At 72.7% G+C, this 19,489-nt stretch carries 17 protein-coding genes; 3 read left to right on the top strand and 14 right to left on the bottom strand.

From position 1 onward, the window contains the following. From infB to nusA, 3 genes are all read right to left on the bottom strand, one after another. A complete protein-coding gene (gene infB, locus H508_RS0110690) occupies nt 1-2,706 on the bottom strand; it encodes a translation initiation factor IF-2 (RefSeq protein WP_026374052.1) in 2,706 nt (901 codons plus the stop codon). A gap of 110 nt (nt 2,707-2,816) precedes the next feature. Next, nucleotides 2,817-3,059, bottom strand: coding sequence for a YlxR family protein (locus H508_RS18015; protein WP_169514178.1), 243 nt, complete (start codon nt 3,057-3,059; stop codon nt 2,817-2,819). A 152-nt stretch (nt 3,060-3,211) separates the two neighbouring features. After that, entirely contained in the window at nt 3,212-4,204 is a 993-nt protein-coding gene (nusA, locus tag H508_RS0110685) for a transcription termination factor NusA (RefSeq protein WP_026374051.1), read from the bottom strand. Nucleotides 4,205-4,303: 99 nt separating this feature from the next. Here nusA and H508_RS0110680 point away from each other — a divergent pair, with 99 nt between their 5' ends. Then, complete coding sequence (locus H508_RS0110680) at nt 4,304-5,785, top strand: alanine/glycine:cation symporter family protein (protein WP_026374050.1); 1,482 nt, start codon at nt 4,304-4,306, stop codon at nt 5,783-5,785. 22 nt (nt 5,786-5,807) lie between these two features. On the opposite strand, the gene H508_RS17705 is transcribed toward H508_RS0110680, so the two are convergent. After that, nucleotides 5,808-6,893: a helix-turn-helix transcriptional regulator gene (locus H508_RS17705; RefSeq protein WP_051223264.1), complete on the bottom strand. Its 1,086-nt coding sequence runs from the start codon at nt 6,891-6,893 to the stop codon at nt 5,808-5,810. Between the two features lie 168 nt (nt 6,894-7,061). Between H508_RS17705 and H508_RS0110670 the strand changes: the two genes are divergently transcribed. Further along, nucleotides 7,062-7,469 carry a hypothetical protein gene (locus H508_RS0110670; protein ID WP_026374049.1) on the top strand — a complete coding sequence of 136 codons (408 nt, stop codon included), beginning with the start codon at nt 7,062-7,064 and terminating at the stop codon, nt 7,467-7,469. Here the strand turns inward: H508_RS0110670 and H508_RS0110665 are convergent. The 9 genes from H508_RS0110665 to ispG form a co-directional block, all read right to left on the bottom strand. Beyond that, nucleotides 7,466-9,229 carry a proline--tRNA ligase gene (locus H508_RS0110665; protein ID WP_026374048.1) on the bottom strand — a complete coding sequence of 588 codons (1,764 nt, stop codon included), beginning with the start codon at nt 9,227-9,229 and terminating at the stop codon, nt 7,466-7,468. The genes H508_RS0110670 and H508_RS0110665 overlap by 4 nt on opposite strands. A 37-nt stretch (nt 9,230-9,266) precedes the next feature. Next, on the bottom strand, nt 9,267-10,049 hold the full coding sequence (locus H508_RS0110660; RefSeq protein ID WP_026374047.1) for a hypothetical protein: 783 nt from the start codon (nt 10,047-10,049) through the stop codon (nt 9,267-9,269). Further along, nucleotides 10,046-11,032 carry a vWA domain-containing protein gene (locus H508_RS15905; RefSeq protein WP_035254878.1) on the bottom strand — a complete coding sequence of 329 codons (987 nt, stop codon included), beginning with the start codon at nt 11,030-11,032 and terminating at the stop codon, nt 10,046-10,048. Before H508_RS15905 ends, H508_RS0110660 begins: the two co-directional genes overlap by 4 nt. Beyond that, nucleotides 11,029-12,018, bottom strand: a complete 990-nt coding sequence (locus tag H508_RS0110650) for a vWA domain-containing protein (protein WP_156906060.1) — start codon at nt 12,016-12,018, stop codon at nt 11,029-11,031. The genes H508_RS15905 and H508_RS0110650 overlap by 4 nt, the downstream gene beginning before the upstream one ends. Continuing rightward, on the bottom strand, nt 12,009-12,497 hold the full coding sequence (locus H508_RS15900) for a hypothetical protein (RefSeq protein ID WP_051223262.1): 489 nt from the start codon (nt 12,495-12,497) through the stop codon (nt 12,009-12,011). The genes H508_RS0110650 and H508_RS15900 overlap by 10 nt, the downstream gene beginning before the upstream one ends. Further along, entirely contained in the window at nt 12,484-13,371 is an 888-nt protein-coding gene (locus H508_RS0110640; RefSeq protein WP_026374045.1) for a DUF58 domain-containing protein, read from the bottom strand. Before H508_RS0110640 ends, H508_RS15900 begins: the two co-directional genes overlap by 14 nt. Before the next feature lie 8 nt (nt 13,372-13,379). After that, complete coding sequence (locus H508_RS0110635) at nt 13,380-14,387, bottom strand: AAA family ATPase (RefSeq protein WP_026374044.1); 1,008 nt, start codon at nt 14,385-14,387, stop codon at nt 13,380-13,382. A 108-nt stretch (nt 14,388-14,495) separates the two neighbouring features. Further along, nucleotides 14,496-15,740, bottom strand: a complete 1,245-nt coding sequence (locus H508_RS0110630; RefSeq protein WP_026374043.1) for an MFS transporter — start codon at nt 15,738-15,740, stop codon at nt 14,496-14,498. A 1-nt stretch (nt 15,741) separates the two neighbouring features. Beyond that, complete coding sequence (gene ispG / locus H508_RS0110625; protein ID WP_021011186.1) at nt 15,742-16,884, bottom strand: flavodoxin-dependent (E)-4-hydroxy-3-methylbut-2-enyl-diphosphate synthase; 1,143 nt, start codon at nt 16,882-16,884, stop codon at nt 15,742-15,744. Nucleotides 16,885-17,031: 147 nt separating this feature from the next. Here ispG and H508_RS0110615 point away from each other — a divergent pair, with 147 nt between their 5' ends. Continuing rightward, nucleotides 17,032-17,973, top strand: a complete 942-nt coding sequence (locus tag H508_RS0110615) for a ribonuclease HI family protein (RefSeq protein ID WP_026374042.1) — start codon at nt 17,032-17,034, stop codon at nt 17,971-17,973. A gap of 109 nt (nt 17,974-18,082) precedes the next feature. On the opposite strand, the gene H508_RS0110610 is transcribed toward H508_RS0110615, so the two are convergent. Then, nucleotides 18,083-19,411, bottom strand: coding sequence for a M50 family metallopeptidase (locus H508_RS0110610; protein WP_026374041.1), 1,329 nt, complete (start codon nt 19,409-19,411; stop codon nt 18,083-18,085). Nucleotides 19,412-19,489 lie beyond the last annotated feature (78 nt).

The raw sequence follows: 19,489 nt of genomic DNA, 5'->3' as shown, positions 1-19,489 counted from the left end.
TCAGGCGCGCGGCTTCTCGACCATCTCGATCGTCTCGATCTCGTCGCCGATCTGGATGTCGTTGAACCGGCCGAGCCCGATGCCGCACTCGAAGTCGGTGCGGACCTCGGTCACGTCGTCCTTGAAGCGGCGCAGCGACTCGATGGCGAGGCCATCGGCGAGCACGACGCCGTCGCGGATGATGCGGGCCTTCGCGTTGCGCGTGATCGTGCCGGAGCGCACGATGCAGCCCGCGATGTTGCCGAACTTCGAGGAGCGGAACACCTCGCGGATCTCGGCGACACCCGACTGGACCTCCTCGTACTCGGGCTTGAGCATGCCCTTGAGCGAGTTCTCGACGTCCTCGATCGCCGCGTAGATCACGTTGTAGAACCGCACGTCGACGCCCTCTCGGGCGGCGCGCTCGCGGGCCTTCGTGTCCGGGCGGACGTTGAAGCCGATGATCACGGCCGAGTCGACGGTCGCGAGGTTGACGTCCGACTCGGTGATCGCGCCGACGCCGCGGTGGATGATGCGCAGGTCGACCGTGTCGTCGATCTCGATCTTCATGAGCGACTCCTCGAGCGCCTCCACGGCACCCGACACGTCGCCCTTGATGATGAGGTTGAGCGTCTCGACCTTGCCCTGCTCCATCGCCAGCTTGAAGTCCTCGAGCGAGAGGCGCTTGCGGGCCTTCGCCAGCTGCGCGTTGCGCTCGACGGCCTCGCGCTTCTCGGCGATCTGCCGAGCCGTGCGGTCCTCATCGGTGACGATGAAGGTGTCGCCGGCGCGCGGCACGCTCGAGAGGCCCTGCACCTGGACGGGCATCGAGGGACCGGCCTCGTGCACGAGCTCGCCGCGGTCGTCGACCATGGCGCGCACGCGGCCGTAGGCGGTGCCGGCGACGATCGCGTCGCCGACCCGGAGCGTTCCCGACTGGATGAGCACGGTCGCGACCGCGCCTCGGCCCTTGTCGAGCTTCGCCTCGATGGCGACGCCGCGCGCCTCCTTGTTGGGGTTCGCACGCAGGTCGAGACCCGCATCCGCCGTGAGCAGCACGGCCTCGAGGAGGTCCTCGATGCCGGTGCGCGCGAGCGCCGAGACGTCGACGAACATCGTGTCGCCGCCGTACTCCTCGGCCACGAGGCCGTACTCGGTGAGCTGCTGGCGCACCTTGGCCGGGTTGGCCTCGGGCTTGTCGACCTTGTTGACCGCGACCACGATCGGCACGTTCGCCGCCTGGGCGTGGTTCAGCGCCTCGATCGTCTGCGGCATGATGCCGTCGTCGGCCGCGACCACGAGGATCGCGATGTCGGTCACCTGCGCACCGCGGGCGCGCATGGCGGTGAACGCCTCGTGGCCCGGGGTGTCGATGAAGGTGAGCGCGCGGTCCTCGCCCTCGTGCTCCTGCCACACCTGGTAGGCGCCGATGTGCTGCGTGATGCCGCCGGCCTCGCCCTCGATGACGTTCGCGCCGCGGATCGCGTCGAGCAGTCGCGTCTTGCCGTGGTCGACGTGACCCATGACGGTGACGACCGGCGAGCGGTACTCGAGGTCCTCGTCCGTCTCGTCCTCGAGCTCCTGCTCGATGTCGATGTCGAACGACTCGAGGAGCTCCTTGTCCTCGTCCTCGGGGCTGACGATCTGGATCTTGTAGCCCAGCTCGGCGCCCAGCAGCTCGAAGGTCGTCTCGTCGAGCGACTCCGTCGCCGTCGCCATCTCACCGAGGTGGAACAGCACGGTCACGAGGTCACCGGGCATCGCGTCGATCTTCTCGGCGAAGTCGGCGATGGATGCGCCGCGGCGCATGCGCACCGTCTCACCATCACCGCGCCGGACCTTGACGCCGCCGATCGACGGCGCCTCGCGCATCTCGAACTCGAGCCGCTTCGTGCGCTTCGACTTGCGCGACTTGCCCTTGGCGCCGCCCTTGCCGAACGCGCCGGCCGTGCCGCCGCGACCGCGGCCGCCGCCGCCGGGACGACCCGCGAACGCGGGACCGCCGCGGCCGGGAGCACCGGGAGCGGGAGCGCCGGGGCGCTGGAAGCCGCCCGGACGGCCGGGACCGCCGGATCGACCGGCACCGCCGGCGCGCGGGGCGCCGGGACGCGGCGAGCCGGGGCGGGGCGCACCCGGGCGCGGGGCGCCGGGGCGCGGAGCCGCCGGTCGCGGACCCGCCGCGCCCTGCTTGCTCGTGAACGGGTTGTTGCCGCCGCGCGGTCGACCCATGCCCTGGGTCGACGCGAAGGGGTTGTTGCCGGGGCGCGGGGCTCCCGGGCGGCCCATCGGGCGCGGGATCGCGTTGGGCGTCGGCGCCGCGGCGCCGCCCTCGGCGGGCTTCTCGGGGGTCGCCGGAGCGGCCGGCGCCTCGGCGGGGCGCGCGGGCGCGGCCTGCGGCGCCTCGGCCGCCGGTGCGGCTGCGGGCGCAGCCGGGGTCGCCGCCGGAGCGGCGGGCGCAGCGGGAGCCGGCGCGGCGGGGGTCGCCTTCCCGGCACCCGGCTTCGCGGCCGACTTGGCCGGGGCCTTCGCCGCCGGCTTCTCCTGCGCGGCCGCGGGCGCGGCGACGCCGTCCGCCTCGAGGGCGGCCTTGAGCTTGCGGGCGACCGGGGGTGCGATCGCCGAGGCGGGTCCCTTGACGAACTCGCCCATCTCCTTGAGCTTGGCCAGAGCGACCTTGCTCTCGACGCCGATCTCGGCGGCGATCTCGTGAACGCGTGGGTTTGCCACTTCTCTCCTGTCCTGGTCCGCCCAGGACAGGGCGGACGTCAATCGCTGACGGGTCTCATTTCGAGCTGCTCATCAGTTGTCCATGTGCCGTTCATTCCTTCGTTCAGGACTCACGCGAGCCCGTCCGCCCACCGTGCGATGGGCGAGGTATCAAGGTGCCGCTGGCGCAGTGCCCGCGGGAGCGAGCGAATCGCGCGCTCCGCGCACTGCTGCGTCGGATGCACCCACGCGCCTCGGCCCGGGAGCCGTCGACCCTCGTCGACGACCGCGGTGCCGCCCTGAGCAGCGATCCGCACGAGATGTGCGGGTTCGGTGCGCGCGCGACAGCCAAGACACGTTCGGATGGGTTCCACTCTACAGGACGACACGCCCGGGCGCTGGAGTCAAGCGTGAGCCTCCGTCAGTCCTCGTCCATGACCGAATCCGGCTGGATGTCGATCTCTCGCTCGCGGAAGGCCCACCGGGCCTTCCGCTCCCGACCGCTCAGAGCGCCATCCGGCCGGATTCAGTCATCCATGACCGAATCCGGCTGGATGTCGATCTTCGCGCCCGTCAGCTTCGCGGCGAGGCGGGCGTTCTGGCCCTCGCGGCCGATCGCGAGCGAGAGCTGGAAGTCGGGCACGAGCGCCCGGACGGCCTTCGTCTTCGCGTCGAGCATGAACGCATCCGACACCCGTGCCGGGCTCAGCGCGCTCGCGACGAACGCCGGGAGGTCGTCGGAGTAGTCGACGATGTCGATCTTCTCGTCGCCGAGCTCGGCCTGCACGGCCCGCACGCGCGCGCCGAGCTCGCCGATGCACGCGCCCTTCGCGTTGATGCCGGGCTGCGTCGCCCGCACGGCGATCTTCGTGCGGTGGCCCGCCTCGCGAGCGATCGCGACGATCTCGACCGCGCCCGAGGCGATCTCGGGCACCTCGAGCGCGAACAGCCGGCGCACGAGCGAGGGGTGGGTGCGGCTCACCGTCACCTGGGGTCCGCGCGGGCCCCGCTCGACCTTCGTGATGTACACGCGCAGGCGCTGGCCGTGCTTGTACTCGGCGCCCGGCACCTGCTCCTCGGGCGGCAGCAGCGCCTCCATGTCGTCGCCGAGCTTCACGTGCACCATGCGCGGGTTCGTGCCCTGCTGCACGACGCCGGCGATGATGTCGCCCTCCCGGTCCTTGTAGGCGCCGAGCACCGACTCGTCGCTCTTGTCGCGCAGCGCCTGGAAGATCACCTGCTTCGCGGCCGTCGCGGCGATGCGGCTGAAGTCGTCGGTCGTCGCGACCGACTCGCCGATGCGGTTGCCGTCCTCGTCGAGCTCCGGCTCGAAGAGGGTCACCTCGCCTGTGCGGCGGTCGACCTCGACGCGCGGCTGCGGGGCCGCCGGGTCGGGCTTGCCCTCGCTCGAGCGGACGTGGGCCTGCAGGATCGCCTGCTCGATGATGCGGATCAGCTCGTCCGAGGAGATCTCCCGCTCGCGCTCGACGGTCTTCAGCACGGTCAGATCGATCTTCACTTGTGGGCTCCTTGGGTCACGACTCATCCGGCATGCGATGCCGACCCAGCAGTCTACCGCCCGGCCGGCTCCGAGCACCGCCCCCGTATGCTCTGCGCCATGGCAGCTCTCGACGAGGCGATCCTGGCGACCGGCGACTTCTGGTGGACGTGGGTCGTCCTGCCGGTGCTCGCCCTGCTCGGCATCTACTTCACGGTCCGCTCGGGCGTCGTGCAGCTGCGCCTCGTCCCGGCGATGCTCCGCGTGCTCACCGACAAGACGCCGCGGGCTCGCGACGGCAGCACCCAGTCGGTCTCGGCGTTTCAGGCGTTCACGATCTCGGCGGCGAGCCGCGTGGGCGTGGGCAACATCGCGGGCGTCGCGACGGCGATCGCGATCGGCGGCCCCGGCGCGGTGTTCTGGATGTGGACGATGGCCTTCGTCGGCGGCGCCTCGTCGTTCATCGAGTCGACGCTCGCGCAGCTCTACAAGCACCGCGACGCTGACGGCTTCCGCGGCGGGCCCGCGTACTACATGCAGCGCGGCCTCGGCGCGCGCTGGATGGGCATCCTCTTCGCGATCATCCTCATCGTCTGCTTCCCGTTCGCGTTCTCGTCGCTGCAGGCCAACACCATCGTCGCGACGGTCACCTCGACCGTCGGCACCGACGCCGCCTGGCTGCCCTGGATGATCGGCGCCGTCGTCGCCGTGCTCACGGCCCTCATCGTCTTCGGCGGTGTGCGCCGCATCGCGAAGGTGACGCAGTCGCTCGTGCCGGCGATGGCGGTGCTCTACCTCGTGCTCGGACTCGTCATCGTCGGGATGAACATCACCGAGGTGCCGCGCGTGCTCGGCGAGATCTACGCCGGTGCGTTCGGCTTCCAGCAGGTCGCCGGCGGCGCGATCGGCACGATCATCATGCAGGGCGTCAAGCGCGGCATGTTCTCGAACGAGGCGGGCCTCGGCTCCGCCCCGAACGCGGGCGCCTCGGCCGCCGTCACCCACCCCGCGAAGCAGGGCCTCGTGCAGACGCTCGGCGTCTACTTCGACACGTTCCTCGTCTGCTCGATCACCGCGTTCATCATCCTCGTCTCGACGCCCGACCTCGCGGGCGCCGAGGGCGGCATCGACCTGACGTTCCAGGCCGTCACGGGCGAGCTCGGCGCGTGGGCGGGCATCGCCCTCTCCGTCATCGTGTTCCTGCTCGCGTTCTCGTCGATCATCGGCAACTATTACTACGGCGAGTCGAACATCGAGTTCATCACCGAGAGCCGCACCGTGCTCACCGTCTACCGCGCGCTCGCGGTCGTCGCGGTGTTCGCGGGCTCGGTCGTCGCGACTGCGACCGTCTGGAACACCGCCGACCTGCTCATGGGCATCATGGCGATCGTCAACCTCGTCGCGATCGGCCTGCTCTCGGGCGTCGCGTTCAAGCTGCTGAAGAACTTCGACGAGCAGCGCCGGGCGGGCAAGGACCCCGTGTTCACGCGCGACATGCTGCCGGAGCTCCGCGGGGTCGAGGTGTGGCAGGACGTCGAGTCGGTCACGGGCCAGTGGACGACCGTCGCGCCGCCGCAGGAGGAGCGCCGCACCGGCCGCTGAGGAGGTGGCATCGAGGCGCCCATCAGCCGCCGGCGGCGCGATGCCACGCCGCCGCCGCAGCGACCCGCCGGTGCACGTCCGGCGACGGCTCGATGGCGAGCTTCGCGAACACCGCGCTCGTGTGCTTCTCGACCGCCGAGACCGACAGGTGCAGGTCGCGAGCGATCGAGGCGTTGGAGCGGCCCTGGGCGATGCGCTCGAGCACGTCGCGCTCCCGCTGGGTGAGTGAGTCCAATCCGGGGACGGGGGCGGCGGCCGTCGGCGCCGCCCGCTCGAGGCGGCCGCCGATGGCGGCGACGTGCGCGGCGATCTCCGCGAGCTCCCGGTGCATGCGCTCGGCATCCGGCTCGGTGCGGACGATCGCGCCCGCGACGAGCGCGACCGGCAGCAGCGGCGCAGTGACGAGGAAGAGGGCATCCGTGACGATGCGCGACTCCTCCGGGGTGACCGCCCCGAGGGCGACGACCGCGGCGAGGACGGCGAGCGCCGCGAGCGGCCAGCGCAGCCGCGAGCGCAGCTCCGCGTCACCTGCGAGCAGGCGGGCGAGGCCGACGGCGACCGCCGCGATCGGCAGCGCGAAGACGGCGGCGGCCCAGTCGGCGATCGCGGCGGGGAGGGTCTCCGCGAGCGGCTCGAGCGGGCGACCGCCGAGCACCGCGGGAGTGGGACCGGAGAGCGCCGCGACGAGCGGCAGCACGAGGGGCGCGGCGGCGAGCCACGACCACCGCGGCGCGCGGGGGCCCGGGTAGCCGGCGGCGAGCGGCACGAGCGCCGCGAAGCTCGCGATGAAGAGCAGCTGGGAGAGCAGGTGCAGCACCGTCCCCGGCATCCCTGGCTGCAGCACGATCGCGCCCGCCGAGAGAGCGACCGCCGTGAGCTGCCCGACCCCGATCGCGACGAGCAGGGAGCACACGAACCCGGTGGCGCGCCAGCGGCTGCCGAGCGCGCCCGCGAGCAGGAGCATCCACGGCACGAGCATCACCGGAAGCGCCTCCATCGCCGGCACGGCGGGCAGCCCGAGGGTGGCGGCGCTCGCGACGATGGCGACGGCGAGCGCGCCGACGAGCACGCCGGTCACCGCCGGCCGCGCTGGAGGCGTCGCTGCCATGTCGGCATCCTGCCACCGCGCCGCCCGCGCGGCGAGCCCGCGCGAGACCGGGACGTCGATCGTGCGGCTGCCCGCAACGAGCTTGAGGGCAGCCGCATCCCGTTCGCCCGCGCGAGGCGCCTACCGTCGCGTCGAGCGGCCGAGGGTCGGCCGCGGAACGGATCCATCATGAGCGTGAACACCCGCGACCGCGGCACCGCGAGCGACGTCCGCCGCACGCGCCTCGTGCGAACCGGTCAGGGCACCCTCATCGTCCTGTGCGCCATGTGCGCCGTCATCGGGCTGAGCACGATCTTCGTCGACGATCCCTTCGCACCGGAGGCGACGATCATGATCGCGTCGTTCGCGTGCCTGGCCGCCGCGCTGGGCGTCGGCGCCGTGCTGGCCGCACCAACATCCCTCGCCGCTCGACTGTCGCTCGTGGCGATGCCGCTCTTCTTCGCGTGGCACGTCGCGGCGCTCGGCACGTGGATCCCGGACGCGGTGCTCGCCGCCGTGAGCGTCGCTGCGGTGCTCATGGTCATCCTCGGCGCGCGCCGGCACCGCGGCGCCGAGGGCGCGGCGCTCGACGCCTAGCGCCCGAGCGCCGCCTCGAGCTCATCGATGCGCGCCTGCTGCCGCTCCCCGGTCGCGCGGTCCCACACCTCGACGAGGCCCTCGGGCGCGTCGCGGCCGACGACCACGATCTGCGGCACGCCGATGATCTCGGCGTCGCCGAACTTCACGCCGGGCGAGACCTTCGGCCGGTCGTCGTAGAGCACCTCGAGGCCGCGCGCCTCGAGGCTCGCGACGACGCCCTCGGCGATCTCGAACACGCCCGCGTCCTTGCCGGTCGCGACGACGTGCACGTCGAACGGCGCGACCTCGCGCGGCCAGACGATGCCGCGCTCGTCGCGCGACTTCTCGACGATCGCGGCGAGGTTGCGCGTCACGCCGATGCCGTACGAGCCCATCGTGACGGTGACGAGCTTGCCGTTCTGGTCGAGCACCTTGAGGCCGAGCGCCTCGGCGTACTTGCGGCCGAGCTGGAAGACGTGGCCGATCTCCATGCCGCGCTCGAGCGTGACGGGACCCGACCCATCCGGTGCGGGGTCGCCCTCGCGCACGTTCGCCGCCTCGACCCACCCGTCGCCGACGAAGTCGCGCCCGGCGACGAGCCCGAAGACGTGCTTGCCGGGCTCGTTCGCTCCGGTGATCCAGCTCGTGCCGTCGACGACCCGCTTGTCGAGGAGGTAGCGGATGCGCGTGGCACCCTCCTCCCCCAGCACGGCGCCCGAGGGCGACCACGGGCCGATGTAGCCCTTCACGAGGCCGGGGTTGGCCGTGAAGTCGTCCTCCTCGGCCGCCGAGACCTCGGCCGGCTGGAAGGCGACCTCGACGCGCTTCTCGTCGACGTCGCGGTCGCCCGGGATGCCGACGACGACGAGCTCCTTCGCGCCGTCGAGGTGCGTGAGGCGCAGCACGACGTTCTTGAGCGTGTCGGCGGCCGTCCACTCGCGGCCGTCTTCGCGCGGGAAGCGCGCGTTCGCGTCGGCGACGAGCGTCTCGATCGTCGGGGTGTCGGGGGTGTCGCGCACGATCGCCTCAGGCAGACCCTCGATCGGCTGCGGCTCGGGCGCGAGCGTCTCGAAGGCCTCGACGTTGGCCGCGTAGCCGCCCGCGGAGCGCACGATCGTGTCCTCGCCGACGGGCGTCGGGTGCAGGAACTCCTCCGACTTCGAGCCGCCCATCGCGCCCGCGTCGGCCGAGACGATGACGTGCTCGAGGCCGAGGCGGGCGAAGATGCGCTCGTAGGCGGCGCGCTGGCGCTGGTAGCTCGCCTCGAGCCCCGCGTCGTCGACGTCGAAGGAGTAGGCGTCCTTCATCGTGAACTCGCGCGCGCGCAGCAGGCCCGCGCGCGGCCGGGCCTCGTCGCGGTACTTGTCCTGGATCTGGTAGATCGTGAGCGGCAGCGACTTGTAGCTCGAGACGAGGTCCTGCACGAGGAGCGTGAAGACCTCCTCGTGCGTCGGGGCGAGCAGATGGTCGGCGCCCTTGCGGTCCTGGAGCCGGAAGAGGCTGTCGCCGTACTCGGTCCAGCGGCCGGTGCGCTCGTAGGGCTCGCGCGGCAGGAGCCCCGGGAAGAGCACCTCCTGCGCGCCCGCCGCCTCCATCTCCTCGCGGATGATGCGCTCGATGTTGCGCCGCACGCGCAGGCCGAGCGGGAGCCACGAGTACAGACCCGCCCCGGCGCGGCGGATGTAGCCGGCGCGCAGCAGCAGTCGGTGGCTCGCGACCTCGGCCTCGGCCGGGTCCTCGCGAAGCGTGGTGAAGAAGAGCTCGGAGAGGCGGATCACCCAGCGATCCTATGCGCGACCGGCGATGCCGGCCGACTCACCAGGGCCGCTCGACCCCCGAGCCGCCGCCCTGCTCGCCGCCGTCCTGGTCGTACTGGTCCTGCTGCTGCTGCTCGGTCTGGGCGCCCTGGTTCTGCTCCTCGAGCCGCTCCTCGGGCGATTGCGGCTCCCCGTCCTCGCCGTCCGCGTCGCCCTCGCCCTCGCCCTCGCCGTCGCCCTCCCCGGAGGACGACTCCTCGAGCTTCTCCTCGATGCGCGGCACGGCGGCCTCGAGCTGCGCGGCGGTGTCGGCCTCACCCTCCCGCGGCTCGTCGTAGCATCCCCCCGGGGTCGCGCCGATGAGCGCGAGCGCCTCGGTGTAGAACGCGTTCGCGCCCTCCCGGTCGTCACCCTCGCGGGCCGCGTCGCCCTGCTTCTCGATCGTCGTCGCGAGGGACGCGACGATGATGCAGTGCTCGTGCACCTGGCCCGCGGTGACGGGCTCACCGTGGAGCCGCAGCGACTCCTCGAGCTTCGCCCTGCCCTCCTCGAGCTCGCCGCCCATCGCGAGCGAGACGCCGAGGTCGAAGGGCGCCTTCCACGGCTCGACCCAGTTCCACAGCTCGAGCCCGCGCGCCGCCTCGGCCGCCTGGCCGTACGCTCGGCCCTCGAAGCGGTCGATCGCGGTCGCGGAGAGCGCGCTGACGCTGATGAGCTTCGTCGAGACGACGAGCACGGCGAGCGCGACGGGGATGAGGCCGAGCATGAGCCACCAGCGGAGCCTCCGGCGCTGCCGGTCGGTGAGCACGCGACGCGGGCGCGGCGGGATCGGGACGGTCACGGCGCCTCCGTCCGCAGGATGCCGCGGGTCGAGCGCAGCGAGCGCGCGAGGCTCAGCCCCTCCCACGCGAGCAGGAGCGCGATCGGCAGGCCGAGGACCCACGCGACCTCGAGCCGCGCCTCCTCGGTGCGGTCGAGGTTCGCGGCGCCGTCGAGCGCGGCCATGGGGCCGAGGGCGTCGGAGAGCGGCAGGCCCGGCTGCCGGTGGAGGTAGCTGACGCCGAGCTCGCTCGCGATCGACTGCAGCCGGCCCTCGTCGATGCGGCTGATCGCGTCGCCGCCGGCGGGGTCCTGCAGGTAGCGGTCCTCGTTGGGGTTGAAGCTCGAGATGCGCATGCGCCCGCCCTGCTCCGTGCCGTAGCCGAGCACGAGCCCGCGGTCGACGAGCCCGCCGACGTCGGCGAACGACTGCGGCGGCTCCTCGGCCGTGTGCTCGCCGTCGCCGAGGTAGAAGACGATCGCGGGCGAGGCCGGGTCGGCCGCCGCGGAGCGCTCGAGCTCGGTGCGCAGCAGGTCGCGCGCCGCCGCGACCGACGTGCCGCGCGACTGCTGCGCGATCTCGGGGCGCAGCGCGCGCACCATCTCGATGACCGCGGAGCCGTCGTCGGTGAGCGGCACGCGCAGCAGCGCTTGCGAGTCGAACGAGATGACCGAGATGTCGGCGCCCGCGAACGAGCGAGCGATCTCGACGACGTCCTCCTGCATGCCGGCGAGGCGCGGCTCGCCACCCCAGTCCTCGGCGGCGACCGATTGCGAGGTGTCGACGACGACGAAGACGCGGGCGGAGATGGATGCGGTGGGCACCTCGCCGCCGGGCAGCGCCGGGCGGAACGCCATGGCGATCGCGAGCGCGACGAGCAGGGAGCGGCGCAGCCACGCGATCCTCCGGCCGCGCGCCGCGACGAGCTGCCACACGCACAGCGCGAGCGCGAGCGCGCCGACGACCGCGACGAGCACGGGGAGCGTGGGGTGGAACGTGATCACAGCCGCGCCCTCCATGCCATCGCGACGACGGCCGCGACGAGCAGCAGCACGACGAGCGGCAGCGCTCCGGGCCGGTCGACGACCTGGATCTGCGGCGGCGTCTCGATGTAGCCGGCCTCGATCGCGTTCACGCGGTCGACGATCTGCGGCACGGTCTGCGCGAAGTCGAGCGCGAAGTAGGCGCCGCCCGTGCCCTCGGCGATCTCGCGCAGCTCCTGGGATGCCATGTCGCCGCCCCAGTCGAAGGGGTTGATCGCGTACACGCGCACCTCGTTGTCGACCGCGAGCTGGCCGGCTTGCGGGAGGGTGAAGATCTGCTGCCCGTTCACGACGTTGTCGGTCGCGAGGATGATCGAGCGGGGCCGTTCGCTCTCCTCGAGGTCGGCGAAGTCGAGCACGCAGGACGCGAGTCCGTCGCCGACGAGCGAGGCGCCGAGGCCGCTCGCGGTGCCCGCGAGGTAGTTGAACTGCTCGTCGGGGCCGAGGGTGCCGGTGAGCGCGCGCACGTAGCGGCCGAGCTGCTCCTGGATGTAGTCGTAGTCGCTCGTGAGCGGGAACGCCATGACGCTCGAGGCGTCGAAGATCCGCATGCCGATGCGCTCGCCGTCGAGCGAGGCCGCGATGTCCTGGTAGACGCCGAGGATCTCGGCGTCGACGTCGACCATGGAGCCCGAGACGTCGAGGCACAGCACGATGTCGCGCTTGTAGTCCTCCTCCTGGTTCGCGTGGATGCCGGAGGGGCGGGAGGCGACTGCACCGGCGACGGTGAGGCCGGCGAGCGCTGCGACGAGCGCCGCGCCGATCCAGAGCCGGTAGCGCGCGAGCGCGCCGCGGAACGCGGGCAGCGACGTCATGCGGTCGACGTGCGCGACGGGCAGGCCGCGGTCGCGGCGGCGCTTCGGCAGCAGCAGGCCGACGATCGCGAGCGCGATCCCGACCACCACGACGATCGGGAGCAGCCACGGCCAGAGCAGGCTCACATCCACGTCGCCACCACCTGCCGCGCCGCGCCGATCGCCGCTTCGGGCTCGTGCTTCGCCGCTCGCCGGAAGGACGCGGGATAGTACTGGGCGACGGCGCCCTCGACCGCCGGGAGGTCGGCGTCCCGCAGGTCGCGGAGCGTCATGACCTCGGCGACGACGCCGGTCGACTCGTGCGCGAAGAAGCGCAGCACGAGGCTCAGCCGCTGCGCGAGCTCGCGCGGGCCGATCTCGCCCGCCTCGTGCTCCGCGGCGACCTCGTCGATCATCGCGAGGTACTTCTCCTTGACGCTGCGCACGTCGATCGGCACGGCGGGAGGCGGCGGCGGCTCGAGGATGCCGCGCGGACGCGTGAAGAGCCACGCGAAGGCATAGGCCGCGACCACGGCGGCGAGCGCGAGCGCGCCGAGCAGCCACCACGGGCCGTAGCCGAACGGGCCGTAGGTGTCGGGCGCGGGCAGGCCGCCGAGCTCAGCGACGCGCACGCCGGTGCCTCTCGAGCAGGCGGAAGAGCCCGCCGATCGCGGTCGCGCTCCCGCCGATGCGCACCGAGGCGATGCCGAGCGAGCGGAGCCCGGCCTCGAGCCGCTCGCGGCGCAGCGTCGACTGCTCGTCGAAGGCGCGGCGCAGGCCCCGGTCGCGGCGCAGGAACGACGGGAGCCCGAGCCCGGTGTCGACCCCGACGAGCTCGCGGTGGTCGCCGGCGCGCGCCATGAGGTCGGCGTCGCCGATCGAGATCCACAGCACCTCGTGGCGCGTGTGGAGCCGGCCGAGGTGCACGTCGAGGTCGTGCGTGTAGGCGAGGTCGTCGGCGATCACGACGATGAGCGAGCGCCGGCGCATCCGCCGCACGGCGTGCTCGAGCACGCCCTCGAGCCGCGAGAGCGGCCCGTCGATCGAGACCGCCTCGTCGATGCGCCGCAGCATGCGCTCGAGGTGCGCCTCCGAGCCGCCCTCCGGCATGCTCTCGGTGCGCTCCGCGTCGCCCATGAGCAGCGCGACGCGGTCGCCGTGCCGGGTGGCGAGGTAGCCGAGCGCGCCGGCGACGAGGATCGCGATCTCGCGCTTCGACTCCCCCGATTCGGCGATCGCCGCCATGTTGCGGCCCGAGTCGACGACGAGGAGCACGTTGTGCTGCCGGGAGGCGATGTAGCGCTTGATGAGCGGCACGTGGCTGCGCGCGGTCGCCTTCCAGTCGATGTCCTTGACGTCGTCGCCCGGCTGGTACTCGCGCAGGTCGTCGAAGTCGTGGCTGCGGCCGTGGTGGATCGACCGGTACTCCCCCTCGAGCAGCTCGAGGGTGCGGCGGTGCGCGTGGATCGACATGGTCGTCTTCACCTTGCGCAGCCGTCGTTCCATGACCGGTCCTACGGGGTCCGCACGGCGCCGAAGATGGCGTCGATGATCTGCTCGGTCTGCACGCCGTCGGCCTCGGCCTCGTAGCCGAGGATGAGGCGGTGCCGCAGCACGGCGTGCCGGAGATCCTTGACGTCCTCCGGGATCACCCAGTCGCGGCCCTGCACGAGCGCGAGCGCGCGCGCCGCCTGCGAGAACGACAGCGAGCCGCGCGGGCTCGCGCCGTACTCGATGTAGCCCGCGAGCTGCGCGCCGATGTAATCGGCGGCGTGGCGCGTGACGTACATGAGCTGCACGACGTAGTTGGTGATCGCCTGGTCGACGTACACGCGCTTGACGAGCCCCTGCAGGAACCGCACGTCGTCGAGCGACGCGACCGGCTCGGCGTGCCCCTGCTCGAACACGCCCGACTCGGCGCGGCGCACGATCTCGGCCTCCTCGGTCGGCGACGGGTAGGTGAGCACCTCCTTGAGCAGGAAGCGGTCGAGCTGCGCCTCGGGCAGCGTGTACGTGCCCTCCTGCTCGATCGGGTTCTGGGTCGCGAGCACGAGGAACGGCTGCGGCAGCGCGTGCGTCTCGCCGCCGATCGACGTCTGGCGCTCCTGCATCGCCTCGAGCATCGCCGACTGCGTCTTCGCGCTCGAGCGGTTGATCTCGTCGAGCAGCACGAAGTTCGCGTGCACCGGCCCGAGCTGCGTGCGGAACTCGCCCGTGTGCTGGTCGTAGATCTGGGTGCCGACGATGTCGCTCGGCAGCAGGTCGGGCGTGCACTGGATGCGGTGGAACGAGGCCGAGACGGACCTCGCGAGGGTCGCGGCCGCGGTCGTCTTCGCGAGCCCGGGCACCGACTCCATCAGCACGTGGCCGCCCGTGAGCAGCGCGACGAGCAGCGAGCGCAGCAGCTGGTGCTGGCCGACGACCGTCGACTGGAACGACTGCTCGATCGAGCGGATGATGCCCTTCGCGCGCTCGAGCTCCTCGGGCGTGATGGGGTCCCGGCCGGGGACTGCTGTGGACACGCGCGCTCCTATCGGTGGCGGTCGGTGGGTGGGCCGTCGGCGGCCGGCGGTGCCGCCTCGGTCACGCTACCGGCTCATGCCGTGCGGCGCCGATGACGGCGCCGTGCCTCACGCGGGCTGCGGCACGCGTGCCCGGGTCGCTGCGATCGCCGCGATCGCGATCGCGGCGATGAGCGGCAGCATCGCGAGGTTGAGGCCCGCGTAGCCGACGAGCCCGAGGATGGGCCCGGCTGTCGCGCCTGCCGCGGCTCCCGCGAGCCCCATCACGAGGTCGGAGCGGCCCTGCAGCGCCGGCCGCAGCGGCGGCTCGACCGCGGCGGCGACGAGGGTCGAGCCGGCGACGGTCGCGGCGCTCCAGCCGAGGCCGAGCAGCGCGAGGCCGACGGGCGCGAGGTCGACGGGCAGCGCGAGGTTCGAGGCGATCGAGAGCAGCAGGATGCCGGCGCCGACGAGCACGGTCGCGCGCGCGCCCACGCGGTCGGTGAGCCAGCCGAAGACGGGCGAGAGCGCGTACATCCCGGCGGTGTGCGCGCTCATCGTGAAGCCGATGACGCCGAGGTGCTGGCCCGCGTGGTCGAGGTGCACCGGGGTGAGCGCCATGACGCCGACCATCGTCGCGTGCGCGGCGGCGACCGCGATCACCGCGGCGAGGGCGCGCGGGTGCTCGGCGAGCCGCAGCCGCGGCGGCCTGCCGGGCATGGGCACGCCGATGCGGCTCTCGAGCAGCGGGTCGGGCCGGAGCAGCGTCCACAGCACGATCGCGACGACCGCCATCGCGGCGGCGCTGATGAGGTAGGCGCCCACGAGCGGCGGCAGGCCGAGCGCGACGCCGAGCGCGTCGCCGGGGCCGATGAGGTTCGGCCCGACGACGACGCCGATCGTCGTCATCCAGACGACGAGCGAGAGGTCGCGGCCGCGATGCCGCGGGGTCGAGAGGTCGGTCGCGGCGAAGCGCGACTGCAGGTTGACGGCCATCGCGCCGCCGAGCACGAGGAACCCGGGCAGCACGACCGCGGCTGCGCCGATCGTGCCGCCGACCGCGAGCGTGAGCGCGCCCGCGAGCGCGAGCAGCGCGCCGCTCGTGAGCGCCACGCGGCGGCCGCGGCGCTGCGCGAGCCGCGCGAGCGGCACCGCGAGCGCCGCGCCGCCGAGCGTGAGGAGCGTCGCCGCGAGCCCCGCGAGCTCGTCGCGACCGGTGACCTGCGCGACGAGCAGCGAGCCGACGCCGAGCGCGACGCCGTTCGAGAGCCCGCCGAGCGCCTGCGCGAGCGAGAGGACGGCGAGCGTGCGGCGCTGCGCCGGGTGCTGCCGCTCTGGCTGCCCCGGCTCGTCGACCGCTGGGGTCGCGCTCACGTCAGGCGGTGACGACCTGGGCCTCGCCCGCGGGCAGGCCCTGCTCGTCGGCGATGCGGCGAGCCTCCTCGATGAGCGTGGCCACGATCTCCGCCTCGGGCACGGTCTTGACGACCTCGCCCTTGATGAAGATCTGCCCCTTGCCGTTGCCCGAGGCGACCCCGAGGTCGGCCTCGCGCGCCTCGCCCGGGCCGTTCACGACGCATCCCATGACCGCGACGCGCAGCGGCACCTGCACGTCCTTGAGGCCCTCGGTCACCGAGTCGGCGAGCGAGTAGACGTCGACCTGGGCGCGGCCGCACGAGGGGCACGAGACGATCTCGAGCTTGCGCTCGCGGAGGTTGAGCGACTGCAGGATCTGCATGCCGACCTTGATCTCCTCCACCGGCGGCGCCGAGAGCGAGACCCGGATCGTGTCGCCGATGCCCTCGGACAGCAGGATGCCGAACGCGGTCGCCGACTTGATCGTGCCCTGGAACGCGGGGCCGGCCTCGGTGACGCCGAGGTGCAGGGGCCAGTCGCCGCGCTCGGCGAGCAGGCGGTAGGCCTTGACCATCACGACGGGGTCGTTGTGCTTGACCGAGATCTTGAAGTCGTGGAAGTCGTGCTCCTCGAACAGGCTCGCCTCCCACACCGCCGACTCGACGAGCGCCTCGGGCGTCGCCTTGCCGTACTTCTCGAGCAGCCGCGGGTCGAGCGAGCCGGCGTTGACGCCGATGCGGAGGCTCACGCCCGCGGCCTTCGCGCGCTTGGCGATCTCGCCCACTTGGTCGTCGAACTTGCGGATGTTGCCGGGGTTGACGCGCACGGCGGCGCAGCCGGCGTCGATCGCCTGGTAGACGTACTTCGGCTGGAAGTGGATGTCGGCGATGACCGGGATCTGGCTCTTCTTCGCGATGATGTGCAGCACATCCGCGTCGTCCTGGCTCGGCACGGCGACGCGCACGATGTCGCAGCCGGTCGCGGTGAGCTCGGCGATCTGCTGGAGCGTCGCGTTGATGTCGGTCGTCTTCGTCGTGGTCATCGACTGCACCGAGACGGGCGCATCGCCGCCGACGAGCACCTTGCCGACCTTGATCTGCCGGGTCTTGCGTCGGGGCGCGAGCGTGAGCGGCGCGGGGCTCCCGAGGTTGATGGCTGCCATGCGCCCCAGCCTACGCGGCGGGGCTATGACGATCGCCTGCCGCGCGCACGCGTCCTGTCGGGTGGCCGAGCGCATCCGTCAACCGATCATGGGCGGGCAGGGGCGGGTGCGGCGGAGCGCGGCGCGCGCGGCTGGCAGGATCGTCGGGTGATCACGGCAGCGGCAGACGGCTCCTCCCTCGGCAACCCCGGCCCGACCGGCTGGGGCTGGTACATCGACGACGCGCGATGGGCCGCGGGCGGTCAGCGCACCGGCACGAACAACATCGGCGAGCTCTCGGCGGTCGTCGACCTGCTGCGGCAGACGCGCGGCGTCGACGAGCTGCTCATCCTGTGCGACAGCCAGTACGTCATCAACTCGGTGACGAAGTGGATGGCGGGCTGGAAGCGGAAGGGCTGGCGGAAGGCCGACGGCAAGCCGGTCATGAACCGCGAGCTGCTCGAGGAGCTCGATCGGCTGATGGCCGAGCGGAAGGCCGAGGGCGGCACGGTGCGCTTCGAGTGGGTGCGCGGTCACGCCGGCCATCCGCTCAACGAGGCGGCCGACCGGCTCGCGAACGGCGCGGCGGCGGCCTACCAGCGGGGGGCGGTGCCGGATGCGGGACCGGGGTTCGGGGGCGTGACCCCGGCAGCGGTGCCCACGCCGCGCGCCGCGGAGGCGACCGGCGCGCGAGCGCCCGCCGACGCATCCGCCACCGCCGAGGCCTCCGCGTCTCCCGACCTCTTCGACGGCTTCGACTTCCTCACCGACACGCCCGCCGAGGCCGAGGTCGTGCGGCTCGAGCGCTCGCTGCTGAGCGACGAGGTGCGCGCGGATGCCGCGAGCGTCGCGGCGCTGCTGCACCCCGAGTGGGAGGAGATCGGCGCCTCGGGCCGCCGCTGGAGCCGCGACGAGCTGCTCGCCGAGATCGCGCCGCTGCCGGCGCCGACCGACCTCGAGGTGCTCGCGACGCACGAGCTCGGCGACGACGCGCTGCTGCTGGTGTGGCGCTCGGTGAGCGACGGGTCGAGCGCGCTCCGCAGCTCGCTGTGGGTGCGGGCCGGCGGGCGCTGGCGGCAGCGCTTCCACCAGGCGACGCCGGAGGCGTGATCTTCCCTCCGCCCGTCAAGTAGGCCCGCAGGGCCGCATCGAGACGGATCCGCTGCTGAGGATCTCGATGCGTCGCACTGCGTGCGACTACTCGATCATCGGTGAGCGGCTATCCCCCGAACAGGGCGATGGGCTTCACGATGTCGGCGTAGATGAGCAGCGCGCTCATGATGCCGAGCAGCCCCGTGACGACGAGCGTCACCGGCACCCACTTCGCGGTGTCGAGCGGGGCCACGACCGTGCCGCGCAGCCTCGCCCAGCCGCGCCGCACCGCGTCGACGACCGCGCCGAGGATGTGGCCGCCGTCGAGCGGCATGAGCGGGATGAGGTTGAAGACGAACAGCGCGACGTTGAGGCTCGCGAGCAGCTGCACCATCGCGCTGATGCGCTCGAGCACCGGCACCTGGTCGAGCGCCGCGATCTCGCCAGCCATGCGGCCGACGCCGACGACCGACATCGGGCCGTTCGGGTCGCGCTCCCCCGGCCCGAACGCCGCCGCGGCGACGTCGACGAGCCGCTGCGGCAGGTTGACGATGAGCTGCCCGACGCGCCAGACGTTGTCGCCGACCGCCGGCAGCACCGCCGATGCGGGCTGCTGCGCGACCTCGTACTGCGGGCCGACGCCCGCGAAGCCGACCGTCTCGGTGAGCTGCCGACCGTCGACCTCGACGGGATCGCCGCGGTCGTCGAAGACGTAGCGCTCGGTCGCGAGCGGCGTGAGCTGCAGCGCCTGCCGGGCGCCGTCGCGCTCGACGACGAGCTCGACCCGCTGCCCCGCGAGGTCGCGGATCGCGGCCTGCACGTCATCCCAGCTGCCCGCGGGCTGCCCGTCGATCGAGACGATCGTGTCGCCGGGCTGCACGCCAGCCTCGGCGGCGGGCGCGAGCGGGTCGCCGGGCTCGCACTCCGCCCGCTCCTCCGAGGCCGCGATGACGCACTCCGAGACGCTCGCGACGGTCGTCGAGGGCACCGCGATGCCGAAGCCGCACAGCACGATCGCGTAGAGCACGACCGCGAGCACGAGGTTCATGAGCGGCCCGCCGAGCATGATCGCGATGCGCTTCCACGTCGCGAGGCGCCAGAACGCCCGCTCCTCCTCGCCCTCGTGGATCGTCTCAGCGCTCGAGTCGCGCGCGTCCTGGACGAGGGTGTCGAAGAAGCCCGTCGACGCATCCCTCGACTCGCCGCCGACCTTGAGCGGCGGGAACATGCCAGACATCGAGATGTAGCCGCCGAGCGGGATCGCCTTCACGCCGTACTCGGTCTCGCCGAAGCGCTTCGAGAACAGCGTCGGGCCGAAGCCGATCATCCACTGGCCGACGCGCACGCCGAAGAGCTTCGCGGGCACGAGGTGGCCGATCTCGTGCAGCCCGATCGAGACGGCCAGGCCGATCACGACGACGAGCACGCCGACGGCGTACAGCAGCACGGCTTCCATATCGCCCGCCAGGCTACTGCCGGCGCCTATCAGCCGTGCACGCGGATGCGGTGGCGCGCATAGGCGACGCGGCTAGCG

Source organism: Agrococcus lahaulensis DSM 17612 (assembly GCF_000425105.1).
Lineage (GTDB): Bacteria > Actinomycetota > Actinomycetes > Actinomycetales > Microbacteriaceae > Agrococcus > Agrococcus lahaulensis.
The sequence above is the reverse complement of the archived record's forward strand: the minus strand, read 5'-3'. Positions and strand labels throughout refer to the sequence as shown.